Source organism: Mycolicibacterium confluentis (assembly GCF_010729895.1).
GTDB lineage: Bacteria > Actinomycetota > Actinomycetes > Mycobacteriales > Mycobacteriaceae > Mycobacterium > Mycobacterium confluentis.
Window position 1 is genome coordinate 2,517,623 of record NZ_AP022612.1, and the last position, 24,196, is coordinate 2,541,818.

At 67.9% G+C, this 24,196-nt stretch carries 21 protein-coding genes and 1 pseudogene; 14 read left to right on the forward strand and 8 right to left on the reverse strand.

Annotation, left to right across the window (positions count from 1 at the left end):
* The first annotated feature begins 18 nt into the window (after positions 1 to 18).
* The 4 genes from G6N34_RS11695 to G6N34_RS11710 all read left to right on the forward strand — a co-directional run bounded on the left by G6N34_RS11695 (position 19) and on the right by G6N34_RS11710 (position 3,892).
* Positions 19 to 1,218 (forward strand): polyamine ABC transporter substrate-binding protein, encoded by a 1,200-nt coding sequence (locus G6N34_RS11695; RefSeq protein ID WP_085151096.1) that lies wholly within the window; start codon positions 19 to 21, stop codon positions 1,216 to 1,218.
* Between the two features lie 22 nt (positions 1,219 to 1,240).
* On the forward strand, positions 1,241 to 2,116 hold the full coding sequence (locus G6N34_RS11700) for an ABC transporter permease (protein WP_085151097.1): 876 nt from the start codon (positions 1,241 to 1,243) through the stop codon (positions 2,114 to 2,116).
* Between the two features lie 2 nt (positions 2,117 to 2,118).
* Positions 2,119 to 2,982: an ABC transporter permease gene (locus G6N34_RS11705; RefSeq protein ID WP_407663268.1), complete on the forward strand. Its 864-nt coding sequence runs from the start codon at positions 2,119 to 2,121 to the stop codon at positions 2,980 to 2,982.
* Positions 2,983 to 3,061: 79 nt separating this feature from the next.
* Positions 3,062 to 3,892 carry a DUF1206 domain-containing protein gene (locus G6N34_RS11710; RefSeq protein WP_085151099.1) on the forward strand — a complete coding sequence of 277 codons (831 nt, stop codon included), beginning with the start codon at positions 3,062 to 3,064 and terminating at the stop codon, positions 3,890 to 3,892.
* A gap of 4 nt (positions 3,893 to 3,896) precedes the next feature.
* Here G6N34_RS11710 and G6N34_RS11715 read toward each other — a convergent pair whose 3' ends face one another.
* Positions 3,897 to 4,664, reverse strand: coding sequence for a nuclear transport factor 2 family protein (locus tag G6N34_RS11715; RefSeq protein WP_085151100.1), 768 nt, complete (start codon positions 4,662 to 4,664; stop codon positions 3,897 to 3,899).
* A 2-nt stretch (positions 4,665 to 4,666) separates the two neighbouring features.
* On the reverse strand, positions 4,667 to 5,218 hold the full coding sequence (gene pncA / locus G6N34_RS11720; RefSeq protein ID WP_085151101.1) for a pyrazinamidase PncA: 552 nt from the start codon (positions 5,216 to 5,218) through the stop codon (positions 4,667 to 4,669).
* A 59-nt stretch (positions 5,219 to 5,277) separates the two neighbouring features.
* On the opposite strand from pncA, the gene G6N34_RS11725 reads away from it, so the two are divergent.
* The 4 genes from G6N34_RS11725 (at position 5,278) to G6N34_RS11740 (ending at position 11,352) form a co-directional block, all read left to right on the forward strand.
* Positions 5,278 to 8,235 carry an aminotransferase gene (locus G6N34_RS11725; protein WP_407663223.1) on the forward strand — a complete coding sequence of 986 codons (2,958 nt, stop codon included), beginning with the start codon at positions 5,278 to 5,280 and terminating at the stop codon, positions 8,233 to 8,235.
* 96 nt (positions 8,236 to 8,331) lie between these two features.
* Positions 8,332 to 9,570 (forward strand): MMP alpha-(1->4)-mannosyltransferase, encoded by a 1,239-nt coding sequence (locus G6N34_RS11730; protein ID WP_085151102.1) that lies wholly within the window; start codon positions 8,332 to 8,334, stop codon positions 9,568 to 9,570.
* Positions 9,564 to 10,295, forward strand: a complete 732-nt coding sequence (locus G6N34_RS11735; protein WP_085151103.1) for a class I SAM-dependent methyltransferase — start codon at positions 9,564 to 9,566, stop codon at positions 10,293 to 10,295. Before G6N34_RS11730 ends, G6N34_RS11735 begins: the two co-directional genes overlap by 7 nt.
* Positions 10,279 to 11,352, forward strand: a complete 1,074-nt coding sequence (locus G6N34_RS11740) for an MMP endo-(1,4)-3-O-methyl-alpha-D-mannosidase (protein WP_109788403.1) — start codon at positions 10,279 to 10,281, stop codon at positions 11,350 to 11,352. Before G6N34_RS11735 ends, G6N34_RS11740 begins: the two co-directional genes overlap by 17 nt.
* Positions 11,353 to 11,365: 13 nt before the next feature.
* On the opposite strand, the gene G6N34_RS11745 is transcribed toward G6N34_RS11740, so the two are convergent.
* Positions 11,366 to 12,049, reverse strand: coding sequence for a class I SAM-dependent methyltransferase (locus G6N34_RS11745; protein ID WP_085151104.1), 684 nt, complete (start codon positions 12,047 to 12,049; stop codon positions 11,366 to 11,368).
* A gap of 84 nt (positions 12,050 to 12,133) precedes the next feature.
* Here G6N34_RS11745 and G6N34_RS11750 point away from each other — a divergent pair, with 84 nt between their 5' ends.
* The 3 genes from G6N34_RS11750 (at position 12,134) to G6N34_RS11760 (ending at position 14,258) form a co-directional block, all read left to right on the forward strand.
* Complete coding sequence (locus G6N34_RS11750) at positions 12,134 to 12,706, forward strand: TetR family transcriptional regulator (RefSeq protein ID WP_085151105.1); 573 nt, start codon at positions 12,134 to 12,136, stop codon at positions 12,704 to 12,706.
* 87 nt (positions 12,707 to 12,793) lie between these two features.
* Positions 12,794 to 13,714 (forward strand): DoxX family protein, encoded by a 921-nt coding sequence (locus G6N34_RS11755; RefSeq protein WP_085151106.1) that lies wholly within the window; start codon positions 12,794 to 12,796, stop codon positions 13,712 to 13,714.
* Positions 13,715 to 13,754: 40 nt separating this feature from the next.
* A complete protein-coding gene (locus G6N34_RS11760) occupies positions 13,755 to 14,258 on the forward strand; it encodes an RDD family protein (protein WP_085151107.1) in 504 nt (167 codons plus the stop codon).
* A 12-nt stretch (positions 14,259 to 14,270) separates the two neighbouring features.
* Here the strand turns inward: G6N34_RS11760 and G6N34_RS11765 are convergent, their stop codons facing one another.
* Both G6N34_RS11765 and G6N34_RS11770 read right to left on the reverse strand, forming a co-directional pair.
* Positions 14,271 to 15,665: a GntP family permease gene (locus tag G6N34_RS11765; RefSeq protein ID WP_085151108.1), complete on the reverse strand. Its 1,395-nt coding sequence runs from the start codon at positions 15,663 to 15,665 to the stop codon at positions 14,271 to 14,273.
* Entirely contained in the window at positions 15,662 to 16,162 is a 501-nt protein-coding gene (locus tag G6N34_RS11770; RefSeq protein ID WP_085151230.1) for a gluconokinase, read from the reverse strand. Before G6N34_RS11770 ends, G6N34_RS11765 begins: the two co-directional genes overlap by 4 nt.
* Positions 16,163 to 16,300: 138 nt before the next feature.
* On the opposite strand from G6N34_RS11770, the gene G6N34_RS11775 reads away from it, so the two are divergent.
* Both G6N34_RS11775 and G6N34_RS11780 read left to right on the forward strand, forming a co-directional pair.
* Positions 16,301 to 17,017, forward strand: a complete 717-nt coding sequence (locus G6N34_RS11775; RefSeq protein WP_109788404.1) for a FadR/GntR family transcriptional regulator — start codon at positions 16,301 to 16,303, stop codon at positions 17,015 to 17,017.
* Positions 17,018 to 17,026: 9 nt separating this feature from the next.
* Positions 17,027 to 17,914 carry an SCO6745 family protein gene (locus tag G6N34_RS11780; RefSeq protein WP_085151109.1) on the forward strand — a complete coding sequence of 296 codons (888 nt, stop codon included), beginning with the start codon at positions 17,027 to 17,029 and terminating at the stop codon, positions 17,912 to 17,914.
* Here the strand turns inward: G6N34_RS11780 and G6N34_RS11785 are convergent.
* The 3 genes and pseudogenes from G6N34_RS11785 to G6N34_RS11795 form a co-directional block, all read right to left on the reverse strand.
* Positions 17,911 to 19,889: pseudogene (locus tag G6N34_RS11785) on the reverse strand (DUF7064 domain-containing protein). The gene G6N34_RS11780 and the pseudogene G6N34_RS11785 sit on opposite strands and share 4 nt — an antisense overlap.
* A 21-nt stretch (positions 19,890 to 19,910) precedes the next feature.
* Positions 19,911 to 21,851 carry a primary-amine oxidase gene (locus G6N34_RS11790; protein ID WP_085151110.1) on the reverse strand — a complete coding sequence of 647 codons (1,941 nt, stop codon included), beginning with the start codon at positions 21,849 to 21,851 and terminating at the stop codon, positions 19,911 to 19,913.
* Positions 21,852 to 21,911: 60 nt separating this feature from the next.
* Positions 21,912 to 23,417 (reverse strand): carboxylesterase/lipase family protein, encoded by a 1,506-nt coding sequence (locus G6N34_RS11795; RefSeq protein WP_085151111.1) that lies wholly within the window; start codon positions 23,415 to 23,417, stop codon positions 21,912 to 21,914.
* Positions 23,418 to 23,492: 75 nt separating this feature from the next.
* On the opposite strand from G6N34_RS11795, the gene G6N34_RS11800 reads away from it, so the two are divergent.
* Positions 23,493 to 24,191, forward strand: a complete 699-nt coding sequence (locus G6N34_RS11800) for a hypothetical protein (protein ID WP_085151112.1) — start codon at positions 23,493 to 23,495, stop codon at positions 24,189 to 24,191.
* Positions 24,192 to 24,196: the final 5 nt, after the last annotated feature.

Below are 24,196 nucleotides of genomic sequence, written 5' to 3' on the forward strand. Positions count from 1 at the left end.
ACGAAAGGCACTGTGGCCATGGCTCCCTCCCCGAACGACATCGATCCCCGACTGCTGGCACGCATGGCGACCAACCGCTCCTCGCGCCGCCGCTTCCTCGGCGGCAGCGCCGCGGCTGCGGCCGCGCTCGTCCTCGGGCCGTCGTTCCTGACCGCCTGCGGATCTGACAGCGGCTCCCCCAGCACCGCAACCCGCGAACCCGACGACGGTTCTCCGGCCACCGGCACCGTTCGCATCTCGAACTGGCCGTCGTACATGGCCGACGGGTTCGTCGCGGCGTTCCAGAAGGCCAGCGGCCTGACCGTGGACTACAAGGAAGACTTCAACGACAACGAGCAGTGGTTCGCCAAGTTCAAGGAACCGCTGTCGCGCCGCCAGGACATCGGCGCCGACCTGGTGATCCCGAGCGAGTTCATGGCCGCCCGCCTGAAGGGCCTGGGCTGGCTCAACGAGATCAGCGACGAGCGGGTGCCGAACAAGAAGAACCTGCGCACCGATCTCGCGGATGCCGCCGTCGACCCCGGCCGCAAGTACATCGCCCCCTGGATGTCGGGCATGGTCGGCATCGCCTACAACAAGGCGGCCACGGGTCGTCCCATCACCACACTCGACGACATGTGGGACCCCGCCTTCAAGGGCAAGGTCAGCCTGCTCTCCGACATGCAGGACGGACTGGGCCTGGTCATGCTCGCGCAGGGCAACTCGGTGTCCGACCCGACGACCGACACCATCCAGAAGGCCGTCGACCTGATCAAGGAGCAGAAGGACAAGGGGCAGATCCGCCGCTTCACCGGCAACGACTACCTCGACGACCTCGCGGCCGGCAACATCGTCGTCGCGCAGGCCTACTCGGGCGACGTCGTCCAGCTGCAGGCCGACAACCCCGACCTCGAGTTCATCGTTCCCGAATCGGGCGGCACGTGGTTCATCGACACCCAGGTGATCCCGTACACCACGCAGAACCAGACGGGCGCCGAGGCGTGGATCGACTACGTCTACGACCGCGCCAACTACGCCAAGCTGATCGCGGCCACGCAGTTCGTGCCGGTGCTGTCCGACATGACCGACGAGCTGGCCAAGATCGATCCGGCGATCGCGAACAACCCGCTGATCAACCCGTCGCCGGAGACCATCGCCAAGGTGCACTCGTGGCCGTCGCTCACCGATGAGCAGACGCAGGCGTTCAACACCGCCTACGCGGCAGTGACAGGTGGCTGACGCGATGACTGTGAGCTTCTAGATGGCGGGCGTTGCCAGCAGCAGTCGGCAGCGCAGCAGGATCGCGCCGTACCTGATGATCCTGCCTGCCTTGGCGTACCTGGCGATCTTCTTCGTGGTGCCGTTCTGGTCGCTGTTCCGCACGTCGCTGTCCTCGGCGGGCGGTTCGGTGTACCTGCCGACGCTGACGTTCACATGGAACTTCAGCAACTACACCCACGCGTTCAGCACGTACTCCGATCAGATCGTCCGATCGCTGGGGTACGCGCTGACCGCGACGGTGGTGTCGCTGCTGATCTCCTATCCGCTGGCGTACGTGATCGCGTTCAAGTCGGGGCGGTACAAGAACCTCCTGCTGGGTCTGGTGATCCTGCCGTTCTTCGTCACGTTCCTGATCCGCACGCTGGCCTGGAAGACCATCCTGGCCGACGACGGGTTCGTGGTCCGGATGCTCGACACCATCGGCCTGCTGCCATCGGACGGTCGACTACTGTCCACGGCATGGGCCGTGATCGGCGGATTGATCTACAACTCCATGACATTCATGATCCTGCCGCTGTATGTCAGCCTGGAGAAGATCGATCCTCGTCTGCTCGAGGCGTCCCGCGACCTGTACTCGTCGAGTTTCCGGGCGTTCCGCAAAGTCATTCTGCCGCTGTCCATTCCGGGCGTGGTCGCCGGCAGCATGCTGGTGTTCATCCCGGCGGTCGGTGACTTCATCAACGCCGAGTATCTGGGCAGCACCCAGACCACGATGATCGGCAACGTGATCCAGAAGCAGTTCCTGATCGTCAAGGACTACCCGGCCGCGGCCGCGGTGAGCTTCGTGTTGATGGCGCTGATCCTCGCCGGGGTGCTCTCGTACACAAAGGCATTGGGCTCGGAGGACCTGGTATGAGCGTGACTGTGGCAACCACCGGGCCTGACACTCCGCCGGTGGCTCCCAAGAACCCGTCGAGGTTCGCCCGATGGTCGCCGGGCAACGGGAAGTTCGGCGACATCGTCCTGCGGGTCATCGCTGGCCTGGTGATGTTCTACATCTTCCTGCCGATTTTCGTGATCGTGCTGATGTCGTTCAACAAGCCCTCGGGCAAGTTCAACTACACCTGGCAGGGCTTCACGCTGGAGAACTGGGCCAACCCGTTCAAGTACCCGGGACTGACCAAGGCGATGCAGATGAGCCTGACGGTCGCGGGTCTGTCCACCGCGATCGCCCTGGTGCTCGGCACGCTTCTCGCAGTCGCGTTGGTGCGCCAGCGTTTTGCCGGAAGCAAGGCTGTCGAAACGTTCCTGGTGGTGCCGTTGACGGCCCCCGAGGTGGTCATGGGCGCCTCGCTGCTGATCCTGTTCCTGGATCTGGGCTGGGCGGCCGGGTTCACCACGATCGTGATCGCGCACGTGGCGTTCCAGATCAGCTTCATCGCGATGACCGTCCGGGCCAGGGTCCGGGGCTTCGACTGGACGCTGGAGGACGCGTCGATGGACCTCGGTGCCAATCCCACCCGGACGTTCTTCAAAGTGACTCTGCCGCTGATCGTTCCGGGCATCATCGCCGCGGGTATGTTGTCGTTCGCGCTCTCGCTGGACGACTTCATCATCACCTACTTCGTCAGCGGTTCGACCGTGACGTACCCGCTGTACGTCAACGCCGCCTCGAAGGCCGCGGTGCCGCCGCAGATCGACGTGCTCGCCACGGCGATCCTGGTGATCAGTCTGATCATGCTGGCCCTCGGCACGCTGTACCGCCGCAAGCGCGACATCTAGTTCTCTGGAGTACGCCCGAGGTTTGGGCGCAGAGAAGAAGGCTCGTTTGTGTGCGCCTCGTTGCGGGTATTTGACGCACATGTCGCACGGGCAGATCCACCGCGCGGTGGACGACGCCACCAGCACCGACGCGTTCGAGTACGGGGCACGGGCGGGGTATGCGATCAGCGCGGTGCTGCACCTGCTGGTCGCCTACATCATCGTCCGACTCGCACTGAACGCCCCGACAGGCGGTGGCCAGAACGCCGATCAATCCGGCGCGCTGGCCACCCTGGGCGGTCAGACCGGCGGCGCGATCGCGTTATGGCTGGCGGCGGTCGGCCTGTTCGCACTCGCGTTGTGGCGACTGGCCGAGACCGTGGTGGGCTCGCACCCCAACGAACCGAGCCGCGGCGACCATGGACTCAAGAAGCAGTCGAAGCGGGTCAAATCGCTTGCGCTGGCGGTGGTCTACTGCGGTCTCGCGATTTCAGCCATCCGCTTCGCGACAGGACAGGGGCAGTCCAGCGGCCAGCAGAACGCGGGCCTGAGCGCTCGGCTGATGCAGTCCGGGGGCGGTAAAGCCGTGCTGATCGTGGTCGGGCTCGTCGTGATCGGGGTCGGTGGCTACCACGTCTACAAGGGTGCGTCGCAGAAGTTCCTCGACGACCTGCGAGGGTCCAGCGGTTCGGCGGTCACCGTGACCGGAACTGTGGGCTACCTCGCGAAGGGATCGGTGCTCAGCGGAGCGGGCCTGTTGGTCATCATCGCCACGATCAGCGCTGACCCGGCCAAGGCTGCGGGCATCGATGCGGCCGTGAAGACCTTGGGGCAGGCGCCCTTCGGACGGGTGCTTCTGCTGGCCTCGGCGCTGGGCATCGCGGCGTACGGGGCCTACTGCCTGGTGCTGGCCCGCTACGCGCGGATGTGACCGGTCAGGCGAACACCTGCAGCCGTTCGATGCGCCCGGCATCGCTGAAATCGGTGAGCAGCCCCAGCACCCCGTCACGGGCGTGGACCGTCGCGACGGCGCTGTGACCAGCCGAAATCGGGCGGCGCCAGTGTGCGCCGCCCAGTCGCGTCCGGATCTGGTCGAAGTCGTCGGGAAGATCCGCGCCCGCGAGGTGCCGGCGAATCGCGAGGTCGTCGCCCACCGACAGTGCGGTCAGCAGATTCGTGAGGTGGTCGCGCTGTCGCCGCCTGGGCGCCGGCACCCCGCGCAGGAACCCCACAGCGCCGCGCAGGCCCTGATTCGTCAGCAGCGCGCGCGTCAGCGCCAGGCCGGCGGGGACCGCGGCCACGCCGGTGCGAGCGAACTGCCACATCATGGGTGGCAGCTCCCAATACGCCCGGAGCGCGACGATCTGCGGAGTGGACCCCGCATCCCGCAACTCGTAGTGCAGGATGGCCGGCACCACCAGGGAGACGGACGCGCTCATTCGGATGCCCAGGGTGAGGTCACGAAGCACACTGTGGCCCGAGACGATGTCCACGTCGCGATGGAAGGTGATGTCACGGGGTCCGATGAACGTGTCGAAGAACCGCCTGAGTTCATGCCGGCCGACGTGGGGCTGCGACCCCACCGGGTCCACCACGCGTCCGTCGTCGGTGAACAACGCCACCCAGCCGTCGCGATCGTGACGTGCCGCGGCCTCCGGAGACCGTTCCACCGCGGCGAGCAGACGGTCAGCGTCGGTGCCCACGGTCAGGCGATCTCCACGCCGGCGGCGCGAAGTGCGGTGAGCGCATCCGCCGTCGACTCCGGCGCCACGCCGGCGGTCAGTTCCACCAGGACCCTGGTGGAAAACCCTGCGCGCCTGGCATCTTCGGCTGTCGCGCGCACGCAGTAGTCGGTCGCGATTCCGACCACGTCCACCGCGTCGACGCCGCGTGCGCGCAACCAGTCGGCGAGGGCGGTCTGATCGGCGTCGGTGCCCTCGAAACCGCTGTAAGCCGCGGCGTACGCGCCCTTGTGGAACACCGCTTCGATCGCGTCGGTGTCCAGGCCGGGATGGAACCGGGCGCCCTCAGTCTCCGCGACACAGTGCCGGGGCCACGACGCCGAGTAGTCGGGGTTCTCCGAGAAGTGGTCGCCGGGATCGATGTGGAAATCCTTCGTGGCCACCACGTGGCCGTACCCGTGGTCGGCGGCCAGGCGTGCGGTGATCGCGGTCGCCACCTCCGCACCACCCGTGACGGCCAGCGATCCGCCCTCGCAGAAGTCGTTCTGAACGTCGACGATGATCAACGCGCGCATCGCTTCACCGTATCGGCTCGCCACGTACAGTGAAACGGCTGAGTGGGGGTTGGGGCCGGATGGAGGACGATGACCCGGATCACTGCGCGATGACCACGTTCGACTTCTTTGTGGCCGGCGAACTGCCGGCACCCGTCGTCTCGACCGAGGAAGCCACCCGAATCGCCGCCGAGCACTTCGGACTCGACGCGACCGCCGAACCGCTCGGCAGCCAGCAGGACGCGAACTTCCTCCTGCGATCCCCGCACGGCGCCGCGCTCGGCGTGCTCAAGATCGCCAACCCGGCCTTCAGCCTTGCCGAGATCGAGGCACAGGACGCCGCGGCCCGCCACGTGGCTGAGGCAGAATCCGGGATCCGCACGGCCCACAACGCGGGTCCGTCGGGCAGGGCCGCGATCGCCCGCGTCGAACTCGATGGCCGCGAACCCCTGTTCGCCCGGATCCTGGCCTACCTCGACGGCGGCTCGCTGAGCGGTGACCATTACGTCGCACCTCAGCGGTGGGCCGCACTGGGCACCCTGACCGGCCGCGCCAGTCGCGCGCTGGCGAGGTTCGAGGCACCCGGCGTCGATCGGGTCCTGCAGTGGGATCTGCAGCATGCCGACCGCGCCATCGACCTGCTGCTTCCCTTCGTCAACGACCCCGCCCGCCGGACCCGGATCGCCGAGTCTGCGCAGCGCGCATGGAACGCGGTGCGCGACATCGCCGCCGCCCTGCCCGTCCAGGTGATCCACTGCGACATCACTGACGACAACGTGGTGTGCACGCCCGACGGCGACCGGGAGCCCGACGGAATCATCGACTTCGGCGACCTGACCCGGTCCTGGGCCGTCGGCGAACTCGCGGTCGCCGTGTCCTCGGTGCTGCGGCACGCGGGCGGAGAACCCGCGGCCGCGCTGCCGCTGATCGCGGCGTTCCACCGGGAACGCCCGCTGTCGGCCGTCGAGGCGCAGGCATTGTGGCCGCTGGTCGTGCTGCGCGCCGCGACCCTGGTGGTCAGCGGCAACCAGCAGGCCGCCATCGACGCCGACAACGACTATGCGACAGAGGCTCTCGAATTCGAGTGGCAGATCTTCGAGCGGTCCACCGATGTGCCCGCCGAGGTGATGACGGCCCTGATCACCCGCCACCTCGGCCTCGCCGGTGACTGCGACCGCCCCACGGCGGAGACTCCCCTGCTGCCCGCCGAGATCACGGCCGCCGCGGTCCGCCTCGACCTGGGCACCGAGTCCGACCTGCTCGACGGCGGACGGTGGCTGGATCCCGGGGTCGAGGACGACCTCGCCCGCGCGGTCCTGCGGGCCGGTGCTCGCGCAGCGGCGACCCACTTTGGCCTCCCCCGACTCACGCGCTCGGTCGCTCTGCACAGTGAGTCTCCGGCGACCGTTCCGACCGGCGTCGACGTCTGGCTTCCCGCGCCGACGTCGCTGAGGGCCCCCGTCTCCGCCTTCGTCCGCGCCGTCGGAGAGACGGAGATTGTGCTGGCCGCTGACACCGGCACCCTGCACCTCCGCGGTGAGGCGCTGTCGGCGGCCGTCGAGGTCGGGCACGCGGTCAGCGCAGGCGCCGAGATCGCCGTCGCGGCGGGCCGAATCTGGGTGCAGGCGCTCATCGGCGACTCCGCAGCGGTGCCGGCCTTCGTGCGTCCCGAGTACGCCCCTGGGTGGCTGGCGCTCGTCGTCGACCCCTCGGGTCTGTTGGGGCTCGAGGATGCGGCGCCCGCGGAGATCGAGGCCGCACCGGCACTGGCCGCGCGGCGCGGTGCGACCCTCGCCGCGGTGCAGGAGCAGTACTACCGCGAGCCTCCGCGCATCGAACGGGGGTGGCGAGAGTTCCTGCTCGACACCGACGGTCGCAGCCACCTCGACATGGTCAACAACGTCGCGGCCATCGGACACGGCCACCCGAGGCTGGCCGACGCCGTCGCGCGGCAGTGGCGTCGACTGAACACCAACTCGCGCTTCAACTATGGCGCGGTGGTCGAGTTCTCCGAGCGCTTGGCCGCCACGCTGCCGGATCCGCTGGACACGGTCTTCCTGGTGAACTCGGGCTCGGAGGCCGTCGACCTCGCGCTGCGATTGGCGTTCGCCGCGACGGGTCGTTCCGACGTCGTGGCCGTCGCCGAGGCCTACCACGGGTGGACGTACGCGACCGACGCCATCTCGACGTCGGTCGCCGACAACCCGAACGCGCTGAGCACCCGCCCGGACTGGGTGCACACCGTGCCGTCCCCCAACAGCTTTCGCGGTGAGCACCGCGGTGACGACGCCTGGCGGTATGCGCCCGAGGCCGTGTCGATCATCGAAGGGCTTGTCGCGCAGGGACATCCACCGGCTGCGTTGATCTGCGAACCGTTCTACGGCAACGCGGGCGGAATCGCGCTGCCCGACGGCTACCTCGACGCGGTGTACCGCGCGGTGCGGGCCGCTGGGGGTGTGGCGATCGCCGACGAGGTCCAGGTCGGATACGGCCGCCTCGGCACCTGGTTCTGGGGCTTCCAGGGGCAGGGCGTGGTGCCGGACATCGTGACCGTCGCCAAGGCGATGGGCAACGGCCAACCGCTGGGCGCCGTCATCACCACCCGCGACATCGCCGCGGCCTACCGCACACAGGGATACTTCTTCTCCTCGGCGGGCGGCAGTCCGGTGTCGAGCGTCGTGGGACTGACCGTGCTCGATGTGATCGAGCAGGAGGGTCTGCAGCGCAACGCGGCCGTCGTCGGCGACCACCTGAAGGCCCGGCTGGCCGAACTCGCAGATCGGCACCCCTTGATCGGGGCCGTGCACGGCAGCGGCCTGTACATGGGCGTCGAACTCGTCCGCGACCGGACCACGCTGGAACCCGCGGTCGCCGAGACCGCAGGCATCTGTGAGCGCCTGCGCGAGCTCGGCGTGATCGTGCAGCCCACGGGCGACCACCAGAACGTCCTGAAGATGAAACCGCCGATGTGCCTGTCGCAGGCCTCGGCCGACTTCTTCGCTGACATGCTCGACCGGGTGCTGACCACTGGGTGGTGAGCATCGCCCCAGGTCAGTCCGGGGCGCGTTGCACAGGTCAGCACGGAGAATTAAGGTCTGGACACATGTCCAGAATTAACGGTGGGGTGGCCTGAGATGCGGATCGCATTGTTGTCGTACCGCAGCAAGACCCACTGTGGCGGGCAGGGTGTCTATGTTCGGCACCTGTCGCGCGGGCTGGTGGAACTCGGGCACCACGTCGAGGTTTTCTCGGGCCCGCCCTATCCCGAAGGGCTCGATCCTCGCGTGAAGCTCGTCGAGGTGCCCAGCCTCGACCTCTACCGCGAACCGGATCCGTTCCGGGTCCCCCGGCCCAGTGAGATCAAGACCGGAATCGACCTGCTCGAACTTCTGACCATGTGGTCGGCTGGCTTCCCCGAGCCACGGACCTTTGGGTTGCGGGTGGAGCGACTGCTCGCAGAGCGCCGCGACGAGTTCGACGTCGTCCACGACAACCAGAGCCTGGGAACGGGTCTGCTCAGGATCGCTGAGTCCGGCATGCCGGTGGTCGCCACCGTGCATCATCCGATCACCCGGGACCGCGTGTTGGATCTGGCGGCGGCCAAGTGGTGGCGCAAGCCCCTGGTGCACCGGTGGTACGGCTTTGCACAGATGCAGAAGCGCGTCGCGCGGCAGATCCCGGAACTGCTGACGGTGTCGAGCACGTCGGCCGCCGACATCGCGGAGGACTTCGGCGTCAGTGCCGACCAGTTGCATGTGGTGCCCCTCGGCGTCGACACCGAGGTGTTCAAGCCGACGCTGGAGCCCCGGGTGCCGGGCCGCATCATCGCGATCGCCAGCGCCGACGTGCCGCTCAAGGGCGTGTCGAACCTGCTGCACGCCGTCGCCAAGCTGCGCACCGAACGCGACGTCGAACTGCAGTTGGTGGCGCGGTTGGAGAGCAACGGCCCGACGCTGCGGCGGATCGCCGAACTGGGCATCTCCGACATCGTGCACATCTCCAGCGGTCTGTCCGACGACGACCTCGGTGCCCTGCTGGCTTCGGCCGAAATCGCCTGCATCCCTTCGCTGTACGAGGGCTTCTCGTTGCCTGCGGTGGAGGCGATGGCCAGTGGTACACCCATCGTCGCCAGCCGCGCCGGCGCACTCCCCGAGGTGCTGGGCAGTGAGGGTGCGTGCGCCGAACTGGTCCCGCCGGGTGATGTCGAGGCTTTGACCGCGACCCTGGGAGACCTTCTGGATTCACCCGAACGGCGGTACCGGATCGGTATCGCCGGCCGCCAGCGTGCCGTCGACGTCTACAGCTGGGAGTCGGTGGCCGCTCAGACCGTAGGTATCTATCAACGCGCAATGGACCGGAGTGCAGCATGCTGACCGTGGATTTCGACCGTCTCGGAGTCGGGCCGGGCACCAAGGTCATCGATGTGGGTGCGGGCGCGGGCCGGCACAGCTTCGAGGCGTACCGCCGCGGCGCCGACGTGATCGCATTCGACCAGGACGTGGCCGAACTCGACAATGTCGCAACGATGTTCGAGGCGATGGCGGAGGCCGGTGAGGCGCCCGAGTCCGCCCGCGCGCAGGCCGTCGTGGGCAACGCCCTGGAACTGCCCTACGAGGACGGCACATTCGACGTCGTGATCGCCTCCGAGATCCTCGAGCACGTGCCCGAGGACGACGCCGCGATCGCCGAGTTGGTCCGAGTGCTCAAGGATGGCGGCAAGCTCGCCGTGACCGTGCCGCGCTGGCTGCCCGAACGTATCTGCTGGGCGCTTTCGGACGAATACCACGCCAACGAGGGTGGCCACGTGCGCATCTACAAGGCCAGCGAACTGCGCCGCAAGATCGCCTCTCGCGGAATGAAGTTCACCCACACCCACCATGCCCACAGCCTGCATTCGCCGTTCTGGTGGCTGAAATGCGCTGTCGGCGTGGAGCAGAGCGATCATCCCGCGGTGACGACCTACCACCGAATGCTGGTCTGGGACATGATGCAGCGCCCGCTGCTGACTCGGGTCGCAGAGTCTGCGCTCAACCCCGTCATCGGCAAGAGCGTCGCCCTCTACTTCGACAAGCCGGCGGTGAATGTTGCCCTCGTCTGAGCTTCCCGCTGTAGCGGGCATCCTCAGCGGTGCACAGTGCCGGGAGACGGCTGTCTCCATCGCGGCCACCCAGGAGTCCTCGGGGGCGATCCCCTGGTCCCCGACCGGGCACACGGATCCGTGGGACCACGTCGAGTGCGCGATGGCGCTCACGGCGGCGGGCCTGCTCGAACCCGCCCGTCGGGCGTTCGAATGGTGCCGGAGTGAGCAGCGCCCCGACGGGTCGTGGCCGATCCAGTACCGGGCCGGGGTCATCGAGGACGCCAACAGCGACACCAACTTCTGTGCCTACATCGCGACCGGCGTCTGGCATCACGTGCTGTGCACCGGCGACGACGCATTCGCCGAACTGATGTGGCCCATGGTGGCCTCCGCCATCGACTTCGTGGTCGACCTGCAGCTGCCGGGCGGCGAGATCTGTTGGGCGCAATCCCCTTCGGGCCCCTTGAAGGAAGCCCTGCTGACGGGCTCGGCGAGCATCTACCACAGCATGCGGTGCGCGGTTGCGCTCGCCAACCACCTGGGCCGCGAGCAGCCTGAATGGGAGGTTGCGCTGGGCCGTCTCGGCCATGCGATCGCCACCCATCCCGACGCCTTCACCGAGAAGCCGCACCATTCGATGGACTGGTACTACCCGATCCTCGGCGGGGCCCTTCGCGGTCAGCAGGCTGAGGACCGCATCGAGGCCCGCTGGAGCGATTTCGTGGTGCAGGGTCTGGGCATCCGGTGTGTTGATGACCGACCGTGGGTCACGGGAGCCGAAACCTGTGAACTGGTACTGGCTTTGGACACCATGAATGACCGGGACCGCGCGCTCGAACAATTCGCCAATATGCAGCATCTGCGCGAACGTGACGGCTCCTACTGGACCGGCCTGGTGTACGCCGACGGCAAGCGCTGGCCCGTCGAGCGCACCACGTGGACCGGGGCCGCGGTGATCCTGGCCGCGGACGCGCTGTCCGATGCGACACCGGGCGCGGCGATCTTCCGGGACGAGACCCTGCCTCGCGGCCTCGAGAACGACTTCGACTGCGAGTGCGTGACCGTCGAGAGCTGATCGGACCCTTGGGTCAGTCGACCGGCTGACCCGGTTCCCCGGCGGTGCGCTCCAGCACCCGCAATGTGCCCGTCGCCGAAACCTCCTGGAACTGACCGCTTTCCAGGGCACGGCAGTAGATCTGATAGGGCGCCTGGCCGCCGTCGGCCGGATTCGGGAACACGTCGTGGATCACCAGTGCGCCGCCACGCTGCACCCACTGGGCCCAGCCCTCGAAGTCGCGATGAGCCGCGGCCTCGGTGTGCCCACCGTCGATGAACAGGAACTCCAGCGGGGTACGCCAGTGCTTGGCCACCACCGGCGACTTCCCCACCACGGCAACGACATTGTCCGGCAGGCTGGCCGCGTCCAGGTTGTGCCGGAAGGTCGGCAGGGTGTCGAACAACCCGGTGGCCGGATCCACCATCGAGGTGTCGTGGTACTCCCAGCCCACCTGGTGCTCCTCCGAACCGTGGTGATGGTCGACGGTGTAGAGCACGCTGTTGGTCTCGAGCGCTGCCGCGCCCAGCAGCATGGTGGATTTGCCGCAGTAGGTGCCGATCTCGACGCCGGCCCCGCCCGCCAGATGGCCCCGCGCCGCCTCATACAGCGCACGTCCCTCGTCCTCCGGCATGAACCCGGTTACGCGCTCGGCCAGTGCGAAGAGGCGCTGTACGGTCTCCGGGATCCCTGCGGCGGCAACGTCGGTATCGGTCATGCACGCAACCTACACCGGCTTGCCGGCCCGCCAACCAGGGCATATCCTTGCCCACCCCATTGCGCTGTAGTAGCGTCCGGACATGTGTCCGAACCGGTGACTCGGGAGGCTACTCGCCGTCGATTGTCAGCGAAGCAGGCCGACACCGTCGACCGTCTCGGACGTTCCGCGGTGGAGGTGCTCAGCCGAGAGGGTTTCGCCGGCCTCACCATTCGCATGGTCGCCGCCGAGGCCGGCGTCGGCGCCGCGACCGCCTACACCTACTTCTCGTCCAAGGAACATCTGGTGGCCGAGGTGTTCTGGCGGCGCCTGGCCACCACCCCAGCGCCTCCGAATGATTCGCCCGATCCGGCCACCCGCGCGGTCGCGGTCCTGCACCACATCGCGCTGCTCCTGGCCGACCAACATGAACTGGCCGGTGCGGTGACCAGCGCACTGCTGGGCAGGGATCCCGACGTCGACTACCTGCGGCTCAAGATCGGACTCGAGATCAACGCCCGCCTGACGGCCGCGCTTGGTCCCGACGCCGATCCCAGCACGGTCCAGTCGCTGGAACTGCTGTATGCGGGGGCCCTGGTGCGCGCCGGAATGGGGTACGCCTCCTATCAGGAGATCGCCGAACTTCTGGAACGTTCGGCCAGGTCACTGCTCACCTGACGGGCTTCAGCTCATTGGGTTGTGCGGGCACACGTTCACCCGGTTCTTGCAGGTTTGTCGGCGGGTGGCACGGGGAACACCGCGACCATGTTGCTCCGCAGAATTGCGCGTCCCCTCCTGTCCGCAGCGTTCATCGGCCAGGGCATCGAGTCCCTGAGAAGTCCGAAACCGGCCGCCGACGCCGCCCGTCCCGCACTGGAGGGCCTGCAGAAGCTGCCTGATCCCGTCGGCTCCAAGGTCCCGTCCAACGCCGAGACCTTCGCCAAGATCACCGCACTGGTGCAGATCGGCGGCGGTGTGCTGCTGGCCAGTGGCAGGGTGCCCCGGTTCGCGTCGGCCGCGTTGGCCGCGACCGTGATTCCGGCGAACCTGGGCTCGCACATGTTCTGGGCCGAGGTCGACCCGGAACTCAAAGCGCAGAAGCGACGGGAGTTCCTGACCGACCTGAGCCTGCTGGGCGGCCTGACGATCGCCGCGGCCGACACCGCGGGCAAACCCTCGCTGGGGTGGCGGGGCCGTCAGGCGGCCGCCAAGCTGTCCGAGAGCGTCGCCGGAGTTCTGCCGTCGTCGACGGACTCGGATCTGGCCGACCGGTTGGGGCATCGTCTCCAGGACGGTCTGCATGTCGGCGCCGACCGCGGACGGGAACTGGCGGCGGTGGCCGCCGAGCGCGGAGCACCGCTGCTGGAGGCCGCCCGCGATCGCAGCGCCGAACTGGCGGCGGTGGCCGCCGAGCGCGGTGCGCCACTGCTGGAGGCCGCCCGCGACCGCAGCGCCGAACTGGCGGCGGTGGCCGCCGAGCGCGGAGCGCCACTGCTGGAGGCCGCCCGCGACCGCAGCGCCGAACTGGCCGAGATCGCCCGCGAGCGCAGTGCCGAGTTGGCAGAACTGGCGCGTGAGCGCAGCGCGGAACTGGCGGAGGCGGCCCGCGACCAGAGCGAGGAACTCGCCAAGAGCGCCCGCAAGGCCCGTAAGAAGGCCCGCAAGCAGGCCAAGACGCTGCACTGACAGCACCCGCACCGCCGGTGGGCGCGGTACATTACGCGACATGTCCACCGGTGACTTCGATCCGTATCAGCAGCCTCCCGGCTACGGCGGTCCGCCCGCGGGCCAACCCGGCACGCTGGGAATCCGTTTCCTGGCACGCCTGCTCGACGGCATCGTCGTCGGATTCCTGGCCAGCATCCTGACGTCGCTGTTCGGCTTCGGCAGCGACACCGTGCTCGGCGTGCCGAGCTACACCCTGACGGCTGGCCTGTTCTCGGGTGTGCTGATGTTCGCCTACTTCGTCGGCTTCGAGACCTGGAAGGGCTGGACGCCCGCCAAAAAACTGCTCGGCCTCGAGGTGCGCGGTGTCGGCGGCACCCCGAAGCCGGACCTTCGACAGTCGGCCGTGCGCAACCTGTTCACTCTGCTGGCGTTGATTCCGTGCCTGGGCTGGATTCTCGCGCCTGTCGCGTACATCGTGATCGCGGTGACCATCAACAGCAGTCCGACCAAACAGGGCAAGCACGACGAACTCGCGGGCGGAACTCAGGTCGTCAAAGTCTGATCCCGCGCGAGCTCAGATGATGAGGTCGAGCAGCAGCACGACCGCGAGTCCGGCGACGGACAGGATGGTCTCCATGATCGACCAGGTCTTGATCGTCTGGCCCACGGTGAGCCGGAAGTACTGATTCACCAACCAGAATCCCGCGTCGTTGACGTGAGAGAAGAACAGCGAACCCGCGCCGACGGCAAGTACGACCAGGGACACCTGCCCGGTGTCCATGCCCTCGACCAGGCCCAGGATCAGCGACGACGCGGTGATCGTGGCGACCGTGGCCGATCCGGTGGCCAGGCGGATCACCACCGCCAGCACCCAGGCCAGGATCAGCACCGAGATGTTGACCTGCTCGGCCCAGCGCGCCAGCATCGTGCCGATGCCCGTGTCGACCAGCACCTGCTTGAACCCGCCACCGGCCGCGACGATCAGGATGATGCCGGCGATGGGCGGCAACCCCGACTCGACGGCCTTGGTGATCTGCTCACGCGTCATCCCTGCGCCGCGACCCAGTGTGAACAGTCCGACGATCACGGCGAGCAGCAGGGCGATCACCGGTGTGCCGAGGCTGTCGAAGATCTGACGCACCAGGTTCGATTCGTCCTCGATGAAGATGTCGACCAGCGCCTTGCCCATCATCAGCACGACGGGCAGCAGCACCGAGAAGAGCGTGATGCTGAATGACGGGCGACGGAGATTCTCACCGTCGGCGAACCGATCCGCGTCGAAGGTGTCGGGCGCCCCGACCACGACCCAGCGCCCCGCGAGCTTGCCGAACAACGGCCCGGCCACCACGATCGTCGGGATCGCCACCAGCACGCCGAGTGCCAGCGTCACGCCGAGGTCGGCGTTGAGAAGCCCGACGGCGGTCAGTGGGCCGGGGTGCGGCGGCACGAAGCCGTGCATCGCCGAAAGGCCCGCGAGCGCGGGGATTCCGACGGTGATCAGTGACAGCCCGGACCGCCGGGCCACCAGATAGATCACGGGCATCAGCAGCACGAGGCCGATCTCGAAGAACATCGGCAAGCCGATGATGGCACCCACCAACGCCATGGCCCATGGCAGCGAGCGCGGCGAGGCGTGACCGACGATGGTGTCGACGATCTCGTCGGCACCGCCGGAGTCCGCGAGCAGTTTGGCGAACATGGCACCCAGCGCGATGAGGATGCCGACTCCGGCTGCCGTGGAACCGAATCCGTCCGTGAACGACTTGAGCACCGTGGTCAGGCCTTCGCCCGCCACCAGGCCGACGGTCAGGCCGCCGAAGATCAGCGACAGGAACGGGTGCAGTTTCACCACGGTGATGAGCACGACGATGACCGCGATGCCGGCCAGGAAGGCCAGGATCAGCTGCAGGCCCGACGCCACCGGTTCGGTGAGCGAGGGCGCGTCCGCCAGCAGGGTGGGGGTGGTCATGGCTGCTCCTGTCCGGATCGGGTGACGAACTCGTCGATGATTGCGTCGATGCTCTGGTCGACGTCGATGGCCAGTCCCCGCTCGTCGTCTCCGAGTGGCTCGAGGGTGTCGAACTGCGATTGCAACAGCGAGGCAGGCATGAAATGGCCGGGACGACTGGCCTGGCGGCGCCCGATCACCTCGGGCGTGCCGACCAGATGCAGGAAGCACGTGTCCGGATTGTGCTGACGCAACTGGTCGCGGTAGGCGTGCTTGAGTGCCGAGCAGCTCATCACGCCACCGTCGGAATGCTCGCTCAACCACTCCCCGATGCGCTCGAGCCACGGCCGGCGATCGTCATCGTTGAGGGGGTGCCCCGTCGACATCTTCTCGATGTTGGCGGCTGGGTGGAAGTCGTCGGCGTCAGCGAATGGAACGCGTAACCGCTGCGCAAGCGCCGCCCCGACCGTGGACTTTCCGGAGCCGGATACGCCCATCACGACAATCGGTGTGCCCATTTCCCCCATCCGATACTGCTCCGCCCTGCACACTGTGTTCGACCTCACACAGGATGCATTAATCGTCTGATGATTGCAAGCAGATAACGAATAAATCTGCCTTTAAACCGGCAATGCATCCTATGACAGCATGTGTGCGTGGGAGACGCACCGTTCGTCGGGGAGCTGCACAGCAACCTCCTCGATGCTCTGGGAACCGGCATCGTGTCGGGGCGCCTCCCCGCAGGCCATGTGCTCACCCTCGACGGTGTGTCAGCCGAACATCGCGTCTCTCGCAGCGTCGCGCGCGAGGCGATCAGGGTGCTGGAATCGATGCGCATGGTCGCCTCACGGCGCCGGGTCGGCATCACGATCCAACCCGCCGAACGGTGGAACGTCTTCGACCCCCAGGTGATCCGCTGGCGTCTGGACGCTGGCGACCGGGCCGCACAGTTGGCGTCGCTGTCGGAGCTGCGCCGGGGATTCGAGCCCGCGGCGGCGGCGCTGGCGGCGCGGCGGGCCGATCCGGAGCAGTGTCGCACCATGGCCGCCGCGGTGTCCGACATGGTGATGCACGGCCGTTCTGGCGACCTTGAGGCATACCTGTTGGCGGACAAGCTGTTCCACCGCACCCTACTGCAGGCCAGCGGCAATGAGATGTTCCGCGCCCTCAACGACGTGGTGGCCGAGGTGCTCACCGGACGCACGCACCACCACATGATGCCCGAACGCCCGAACCCGGACGCCGTCGCGCTGCACGACGAGGTGGCCCGCGCCATCAGGCTGCGCGACGAAACCGCGGCCGAGGCCGCGATGCGTGCCATCATCGACGAAGCCGCGGCGGCGGTGGCCGAGGACGCAGGCGCGGGTGGTTAACTCCGATGGGTGAACCGCACTCCTGAGCTTGCCCGGCGGCTTTTCGACCGCTACGAGCCGATCCACGCCGTCACCTACTTCGCCCCCGAGAGTCGCAACGCGATGGATGCGCTCGGGTGCCAGGGATTCTGGTCCGGGTATTTCGCGGGCCGCGCCGCTCCCCTGGACCCCGCTCCGGCACCGGTCGTCACCGCGCTGTTCTACAACTTCTCGGCCGAACGGGTGGCCAAATCTCTGGCCGCAGGCCGGGCCGCGGCGACGGCGGCCGAGGCTCTGGCGGCGAGGTCGGCCGGCGCAGTGGCAGCGCTGCGCACATACGGTCTCGCCGAGCACCAGAACCTGGACACCGCGGCCGAACTGACCGGCAAGGCCGCCCGCACCGCGCCTGTCGACGGACGGGCGCTGTTCGCCGCGAACGCCGCACTCCCCTGGCCCGAGTCACCGCTGGAGGCGCTCTGGCACGCGACCACGCTGCTGCGCGAACACCGCGGTGACGGCCACATCGCGGCCCTGGTCGCCGCCGGCATCGGCGGCCGAGAGTCCAACGTGCTGCACTGCGCGGCCGGGACGGTGCCGGTCGATTTCATCATGCGCACCCGCGACTACAACGACGCCGAGTGGCGGGCCTGCACCGAGCGACTGCGCGACCGCGGTCTGCTCGATGACGATGGCTCACTCTCCGACGCGGGCCGCGAACTCAAGTCCGAGGTCGAGGAGGCCACCGACAGAGCCGCCCTCACGGCCCTCGACGCACTCGACGACGACGAGATCGAGGCACTGTTCGGTGCGTTGACCCCGCTGACGCGCCTCGTGGTCGCAGCTGGTGCCGTGCCGGCTGTGACACCGATGGGCTTGCGCCGCAACGAACTCGACGACGACAGCGCGCACCTGAGCTAGCGGTTGCGGTTCCACTCCAGCCAGCCGATGCCGCTCCGACCATCGGCCGTGGTGATTTTCGCCCACGCCCTCGGGAACTGCGCGACCCGGCCGTCGTCGGCGACCAGGCGCACGGGCGCGTGGCCGACGATCTGCGCGGTGGCCACCATGTCACCGGGTTGCAGCGTCAGCGTCGTTGTGACGGGCAGATCGTCCGCGTCGAAGCTGGCCTCGGCGGTGACGCCGGTCAATTCGACGAGCGGTTCACCGGCCCGCTGTGAGTACCCGACTCCGATCGGCGGCAGGTCGGGGATGCGGATGTCGACGCCGTGCAGATGGGTTCCGTCGTCGAGGTGGATCGCGTTCCACACCCAGTCCATGCCCCACCAGTCGCGGACACCCCAGGAGTGGTCACGTTGTCCCACAACGGCGTTGAGTTCGTGGGTGACCCCGTCGACAATCACGGTCCCCGACACCACGCACGGAATCTCGTAGCGGGTCGCGACCCGGTAGGCGTACGGGACCCCGACCGTCTCCCAGGTCAGGTCCAACGACACCTCGACCGCGCGTCCGGACTCACCGCGCAGCAGCGCCGCCGGATCGTCATGGGCCTGCGCGGTGCCGCGGGCCGTCACGCGGTACCGCTGCAGTGCCGCGGTGACCTCCTGGGTGAGAACGAGGCCGGCCGTGCGGACGTCGAACGGATCGGCGGGCGAGGCGACCTCGAAGTCGTTGAGGGCGATGGTCGGCATACCGGGCCCGCACAGCAGGACGTTGACCCACGCCCGGCTCTCGTTGGGGTACAACCCCAGCCGCACCCAACCACCGAGTTCCTGTGCGGGATCGACGAAGTCGAAGTACCAGCTCTCATTCCACAGCGGTTCCGCGCCTGGCGTGTGCGGTCCCTCATCGGACGGACTGGGCTGCAATGGTTCGGTCGTCATGCGGGCAGCACCGCCAGCGCGTCGGTGTCGGTGACCTGGGCGCAGTGCCGCGTCAGCATGGTCATGAACATCTGGTCACCGCGCTCGGTCTGCACCACCAGCATCGACGACACGATGGCCATCATGACCCCGAAGAAGCTCGCCCTGCGCACTCCCTCCCGGACGTCCACAGCGGTGAGTTCGGTGTCCGCGCCGTACCCCGTCAGGTAGGCCTGCACCAGAGCCTCGAAGTTGGCGCGACGGACCTCCGAGTCCAGCGCGCAGCCCAGGAAATAGGCCAGGTCGGTGAAGGCCGCGCCGCGGGTGACGGTCTGCCAGTCCACCACCGTCAGGGGTCGCGTCGCGCCGGCCTGACCGAAGAGCATGTTGTCCAGTCGGTAGTCGCCGTGCACGAGTCCCAACGGGCCCTCAGCCTCGGTGGCCAACCACCCGTCGAAGTTCGCCACCAGGCGCTCGCAGATTGTGCGCTGCTCCTCGGTCATGATGTCCGCGTACCGGGCCGAGAACGCCCCGTACAGGGCCGTCAGCAGGTCACTGGTGACCGGCGGGTCCGCTCGGTCGAGCCAGGCGACGTCGGCCAGATCGCCGCTGACGTGCGCCGAACCGTGCACGCGGCCCAGTTCGGTGACGGCCAACAGGGCCTGCTCGGCGGTTGCTCCGCGGATCTCGTCACCCACCTCGGCAGGCGCCGCGTCGTCGAGCAACAGGTCGAACACTCCGGTCTCGGTGTCGATCGCGGCGTGGTGGCAGCCGGCGACAGGACCGTCCAACCGCGGCGCGATGTCGGTGTAGAAACGCACCTCCCGCTCGTAGAGCCCCAGTGCCAGGCCTGTCTGGCGGCTGGTCGAATCGCCCGCGGCCACTTTCAGCACCACCGACGCCGGACCGGCGGACGCCTCGGGGTAGGTGAGCGAGACGCGGTAGCACTCGCTCATCTGGCCCGTGCCGATCCGCTCGTAGGAGAAGTCGCTGACGGGTGCCCCCAATGCGGCCGTCAGCCATTCCGCCGTGAGGTCACCGGGAGTTTCGATACGCGAAGTTTGCAATGGCACCCGATCAACTTAAGACAGGCGTCAAGAGTGCTCGCACTGGGTGACGGGAGGCGGCGGCACATCGAGCGCGGGGTTGCGGTCGAAGAAGCCCGACGGCTTGAGCCAGAAGGACACCACGTCGACCGACATGATGGGCCACTCCTCGGGACGGGTGATGTGGTGGATGCCGAAGACGTACCACAGCACGACGTCGGTGTCCTGGATCGACCTGTTGCCCCGAACCCAGGCGCCGATCCCGCGATCGTCACTGGACTGGTTGACGAATTCGCCTGCCGGCCAACGCTCGTCGGGATGGTTCGGGGTGACCCAGAGAGTGTGCCCGACCACGGTCGCGCGTTGGAACACCGGGGAGTCCTCGTGGAACATCGCAGGGATGGCGCCGCCGGGCACGAGCTTGTACGCCGGGTGGGTGCCGAGTCCGTTGACCACGTTGGTGTTCACCACCTTCCAGGCCCGCTGCGTCGCGAAGTTCATGTCCTGGATGCCGTCCCTCTCGGTGCGCAACGGGATGTTGCGCTGTACCAGCGACAGCCCGTAAGGGTTGTCTGGGCCCATGGGTTCGGCGTGCGATTCGGTCATGTACACCGTGTTGTCGGTGCCGTCGACGTCGAGGTCGAGGCGGGCCACCAGGAAGTGCTGGTGGAACGGGGCATACGTGCGCTCGTCGACCAGGGTGCCGTTGGGGTGGGCGGCACCCTCGGCGATCGGCGTGGTGACCATGATGCCCGTCGCGCGCACCTCACACTCGACGTTGCCGTCCTGATAGAGGCGCCAGTACACCAGGTACTCGTAGTTGGCGACGGTGACATGGCAGGAGATGGTCAACCGGCGCATGCGCCGGACCTCAGCCCCAGTGTCGTGGTCGACGTGCTTCCAGAGCACCGCGTTGTCCTCTTCGTGGATGCAGACGGCGTTGCGGATCTCGTAGGGCTCACCCCTGCTGTCGTGCAGAGTCGCATCGAGATAACGGATTTCGCCGAGGCAGTCGCAACCCAACTCCAGCGAGGTGGTCATGAACCCCAGCCCCCACTCGCCGATGTCGAAGGCCGTGCGGCGGTAGTGGTCGGTCGAAGGATCCCGGTAGGGCACCATCATTTCGGCGAACGAGAGCCGGTGTGCCACTGAGCGTTCCCGATCACCGTCGCGGTATCGCAGCTGGTGCAGAGTCATTCCTTCGCGGTGGTTGAACCCGACGCGCACACTCCAGTTCTGCCAGCGCAGCAGGTTGCCGTCCACTGTGAAGGACGGTCCCTCGGGCTGGATGATCTCCAGCGGTTTGATCGGATCGCGTTGCCACCTGCTTCGCAGGAGCTCGGGGATGCGGGCGGGAATGTACTCACCCATGACCTGCGGCGCCGGGACTCCGCCGTCGTCCTCGATGCGCAGCAGTTCCATCGAATTCAAATCGATCACGCAGTGCAGTCCGCTGACCGGGTTGGCGTACGGATTGGCGCCCGGTTCCTTCTTCACCCAGGTGTCAGACCAGCCGATGCGGCGGTCCCGGTACTCGGGCGGCGCCACGGCCTCGCCGTAGGTCCAGGTGTCCATGAACACCAGGTCCATGTCGGTGATGCCGCGCTTGGCCAACGCCGCGATGACGTCGGGGTGGGCGCGCAGCATCTGGTCGCACTCGACGAACTCATCGACCGTGAAATTGGCCTGGACACCGGGAATGTGTTCGAAGGACTCGATGCGGTCGTCGGTCAACGACACCACACTCTTGTAGGTGGCGTTGGCCGCCCGGTCCAGGCACAGCACGACGGCCCGCCGGGTGGGCTGTGTGCCGGTCTCCTCGAACGCGGCCAACTCGGCCTTGGCGGGCTCGACCATCTCGATGCAGTTGATTCGCCAGCCCTCGCCGACCCCGCGGTCCCGCCGAAGGATCGCGGTGACGTTCGTGAACTCCGCTGCCGAAAGGGGATCAAGGGGATGGCGGATCGAGGCGCTCGCGGGCTGGCTCATGCGTACATCCTCTTCTTGAGGATTACGTCACGGGACCGGATTCAGCGGATTACGCGCGGCCTATTCGGCCAGTGAGAAACCGCTCCAGGCCGCACGACGTTCCGGGTGTGGATCGAACTCGACGCGGGAGCGCCGGTCGAACACCATGACGGCCCGGCGCTCCAACGTGTGGGCCGGCCACCCATCGCCGGGAACGCCTGTGCGGGCGAACGCGCGCCACCTGCTCTGCAGGTCCCTGCTGACCCGCTGCGCGGCGGCGCGGTCACCGGCCAGCGTCAGGGCGGCACCGAATCTGGTGCGGTAGATGTCGAACACTGCGAACAGTTCGGTGGCATGGGTGGCCCCCAAGCCCGACCAGTGCAGTGGGCGCGGCGCGTAGTCGTAGCGGTAGACGTAGGTCGGTGCGACGGCGGCGCGGGCCTCGGCGACCTGCCAGGACGCCGCCCCGAAGGCGAAGTCGCCGCCGATCCGGACGCAGGCCTTGCGGGCCGGGTAGTCCGGGTAGGCCTCGATGATGCGGTCCCGGGTGGCCGCCCCGGCACCGCCGAGCACGGCCTCGACCGCGTGCTCGGTGGTCGGCAGCAGCTTGAGGAAACGGGTGAAGAGCCGTCCCTCATCGCGATTGGTGCCCACGATCAACGGCACCGACGCGGCGGCACCCGTGCGGATGGCCTCCAACGGTTCCAGCGGCAGCACGTCGTCGCCGTAGGTGGGGCCGGCGGGGAAGGCGCCGAGCATGTCCGAGGAGTTGCTCTCGATCAGCCGGTCCAGGGCGTTGACCAGATCACGAGGCCGCGCGGCCCGCACGGCCGCGGCCCCGTCCGCGCGGGAGGCGCCGAGCAATGACACGAACCGGTCGGCGAACTTCGCCGCGGTTTCGGTCGAGCTCGTCATACCGGCCGCCGGACTCTCCGAGATCGCCTGGGCGAAAAGGCCTTTGGCGGACGGGGTGGCGAGCAGCGTGATGACGGCCTGTGCGCCCGCGCTCTCGCCGAAGATCGTGACGTTCTCGGGGTCACCACCGAATGCGGAGATGTTGTCGCGCACCCACTGCAGCGCGAGCACCAGGTCGCGCAGGAAGAGGTTCGACTCGATCGGATGGTCCTCGGTGGCCAGCGACGACAGGTCCAGACAGCCCAACGCGCCCAACCGGTAGTTCACCGAGACGTAAATGCAGCCGCGCCGCGCCAGCGCCGCGCCGTCGTAGATCGGGGTGGCCGAGCTGCCCAGGAGGTAGGCGCCGCCGTGGATGAAGACCATCACGGGCAGCGCCTCGGTGTCCGCGTCCTCGGGCGCGACGACATTCAGCGTCAGGCAGTCCTCGCTCATCGGCTGATAGCGGCCCACGCCCGTGGCGGTGTACATGCGCTGCTGCGGGGCGCAGTTGGCGAACGAGTGGCAGAACCGCACGCCGCGCCACGGTTCTGCGGGCTGCGGCGCGAGGTAGCGCAGCGGGCCGACCGGCGGTTGTGCGTACGGAATCGATCGCCAGCGGTGCACGCCGTCTCGGGTGAAGCCCTCGACGAGTCCAGCGGTGGTTGCCACGCGGATGATGCGCTCGTGCATTCCTTGACGGTAGCGAACCCGGCGCGCGCATGCGCCTGCACGTCCACCGTGTCGCCGGCGGCTACCGTGGCTGTCATGCGAATTCTCGCTCTGACGGCGTTGACGTTGCTGCTGACCGCCTCCGCGGTGGGGTGCTCCTCGGGCGACGATGACGGTCAGGAGACGTCGCGGGGCCTCACTCCCGTGCCGTCGCGGTCGTCGACATCGGCGACGACACCCTCGGCGACCTCGAAGGTTCCGTCAGCGGCTCCGAAAGCCGGCGCCTCGATCTCGGCGGTGACCACCTGGGTGCGGGCCGGCGCACCCGCCGATGAGGCGGAGTTCCGCACCGCAACCCGTGACGACGTCACCACACAGCTGGGTGAGTATGTCGCGTTCGTCACACCGTCGGGCAAGACCAGGTGCATGACCGGCGAACTGTCCGACGGCGCCCTGGCCTGCCTGGTGACGCTCGCGGATCCCCCGCCCCAGCCCGACGAGGTCTACGGCGAATGGGTCCCGGGTTGGGTCGAGTTCGACGGCACGGAGGTCACGATGGGCGCGGGCCGCGCCGATCCGGGCCAGTTCAGCGCGGGCACGGGCGCGGAACTGCCCTACGGCAGCACGCTGAAATTCGGTGACTACCAGTGCCGTTCGGATCAGGCCGGCGTGTTCTGCATCAACTTCGCCCATCAGTCCGGGGTGCGCATCAGCGACACCGGCGTCGAACCGTTCGGATGCCTGCGTAAGGACGACACGCCGCCCGACGCCGCGGCGCGCTACTCGTGCCGCTGACCGGC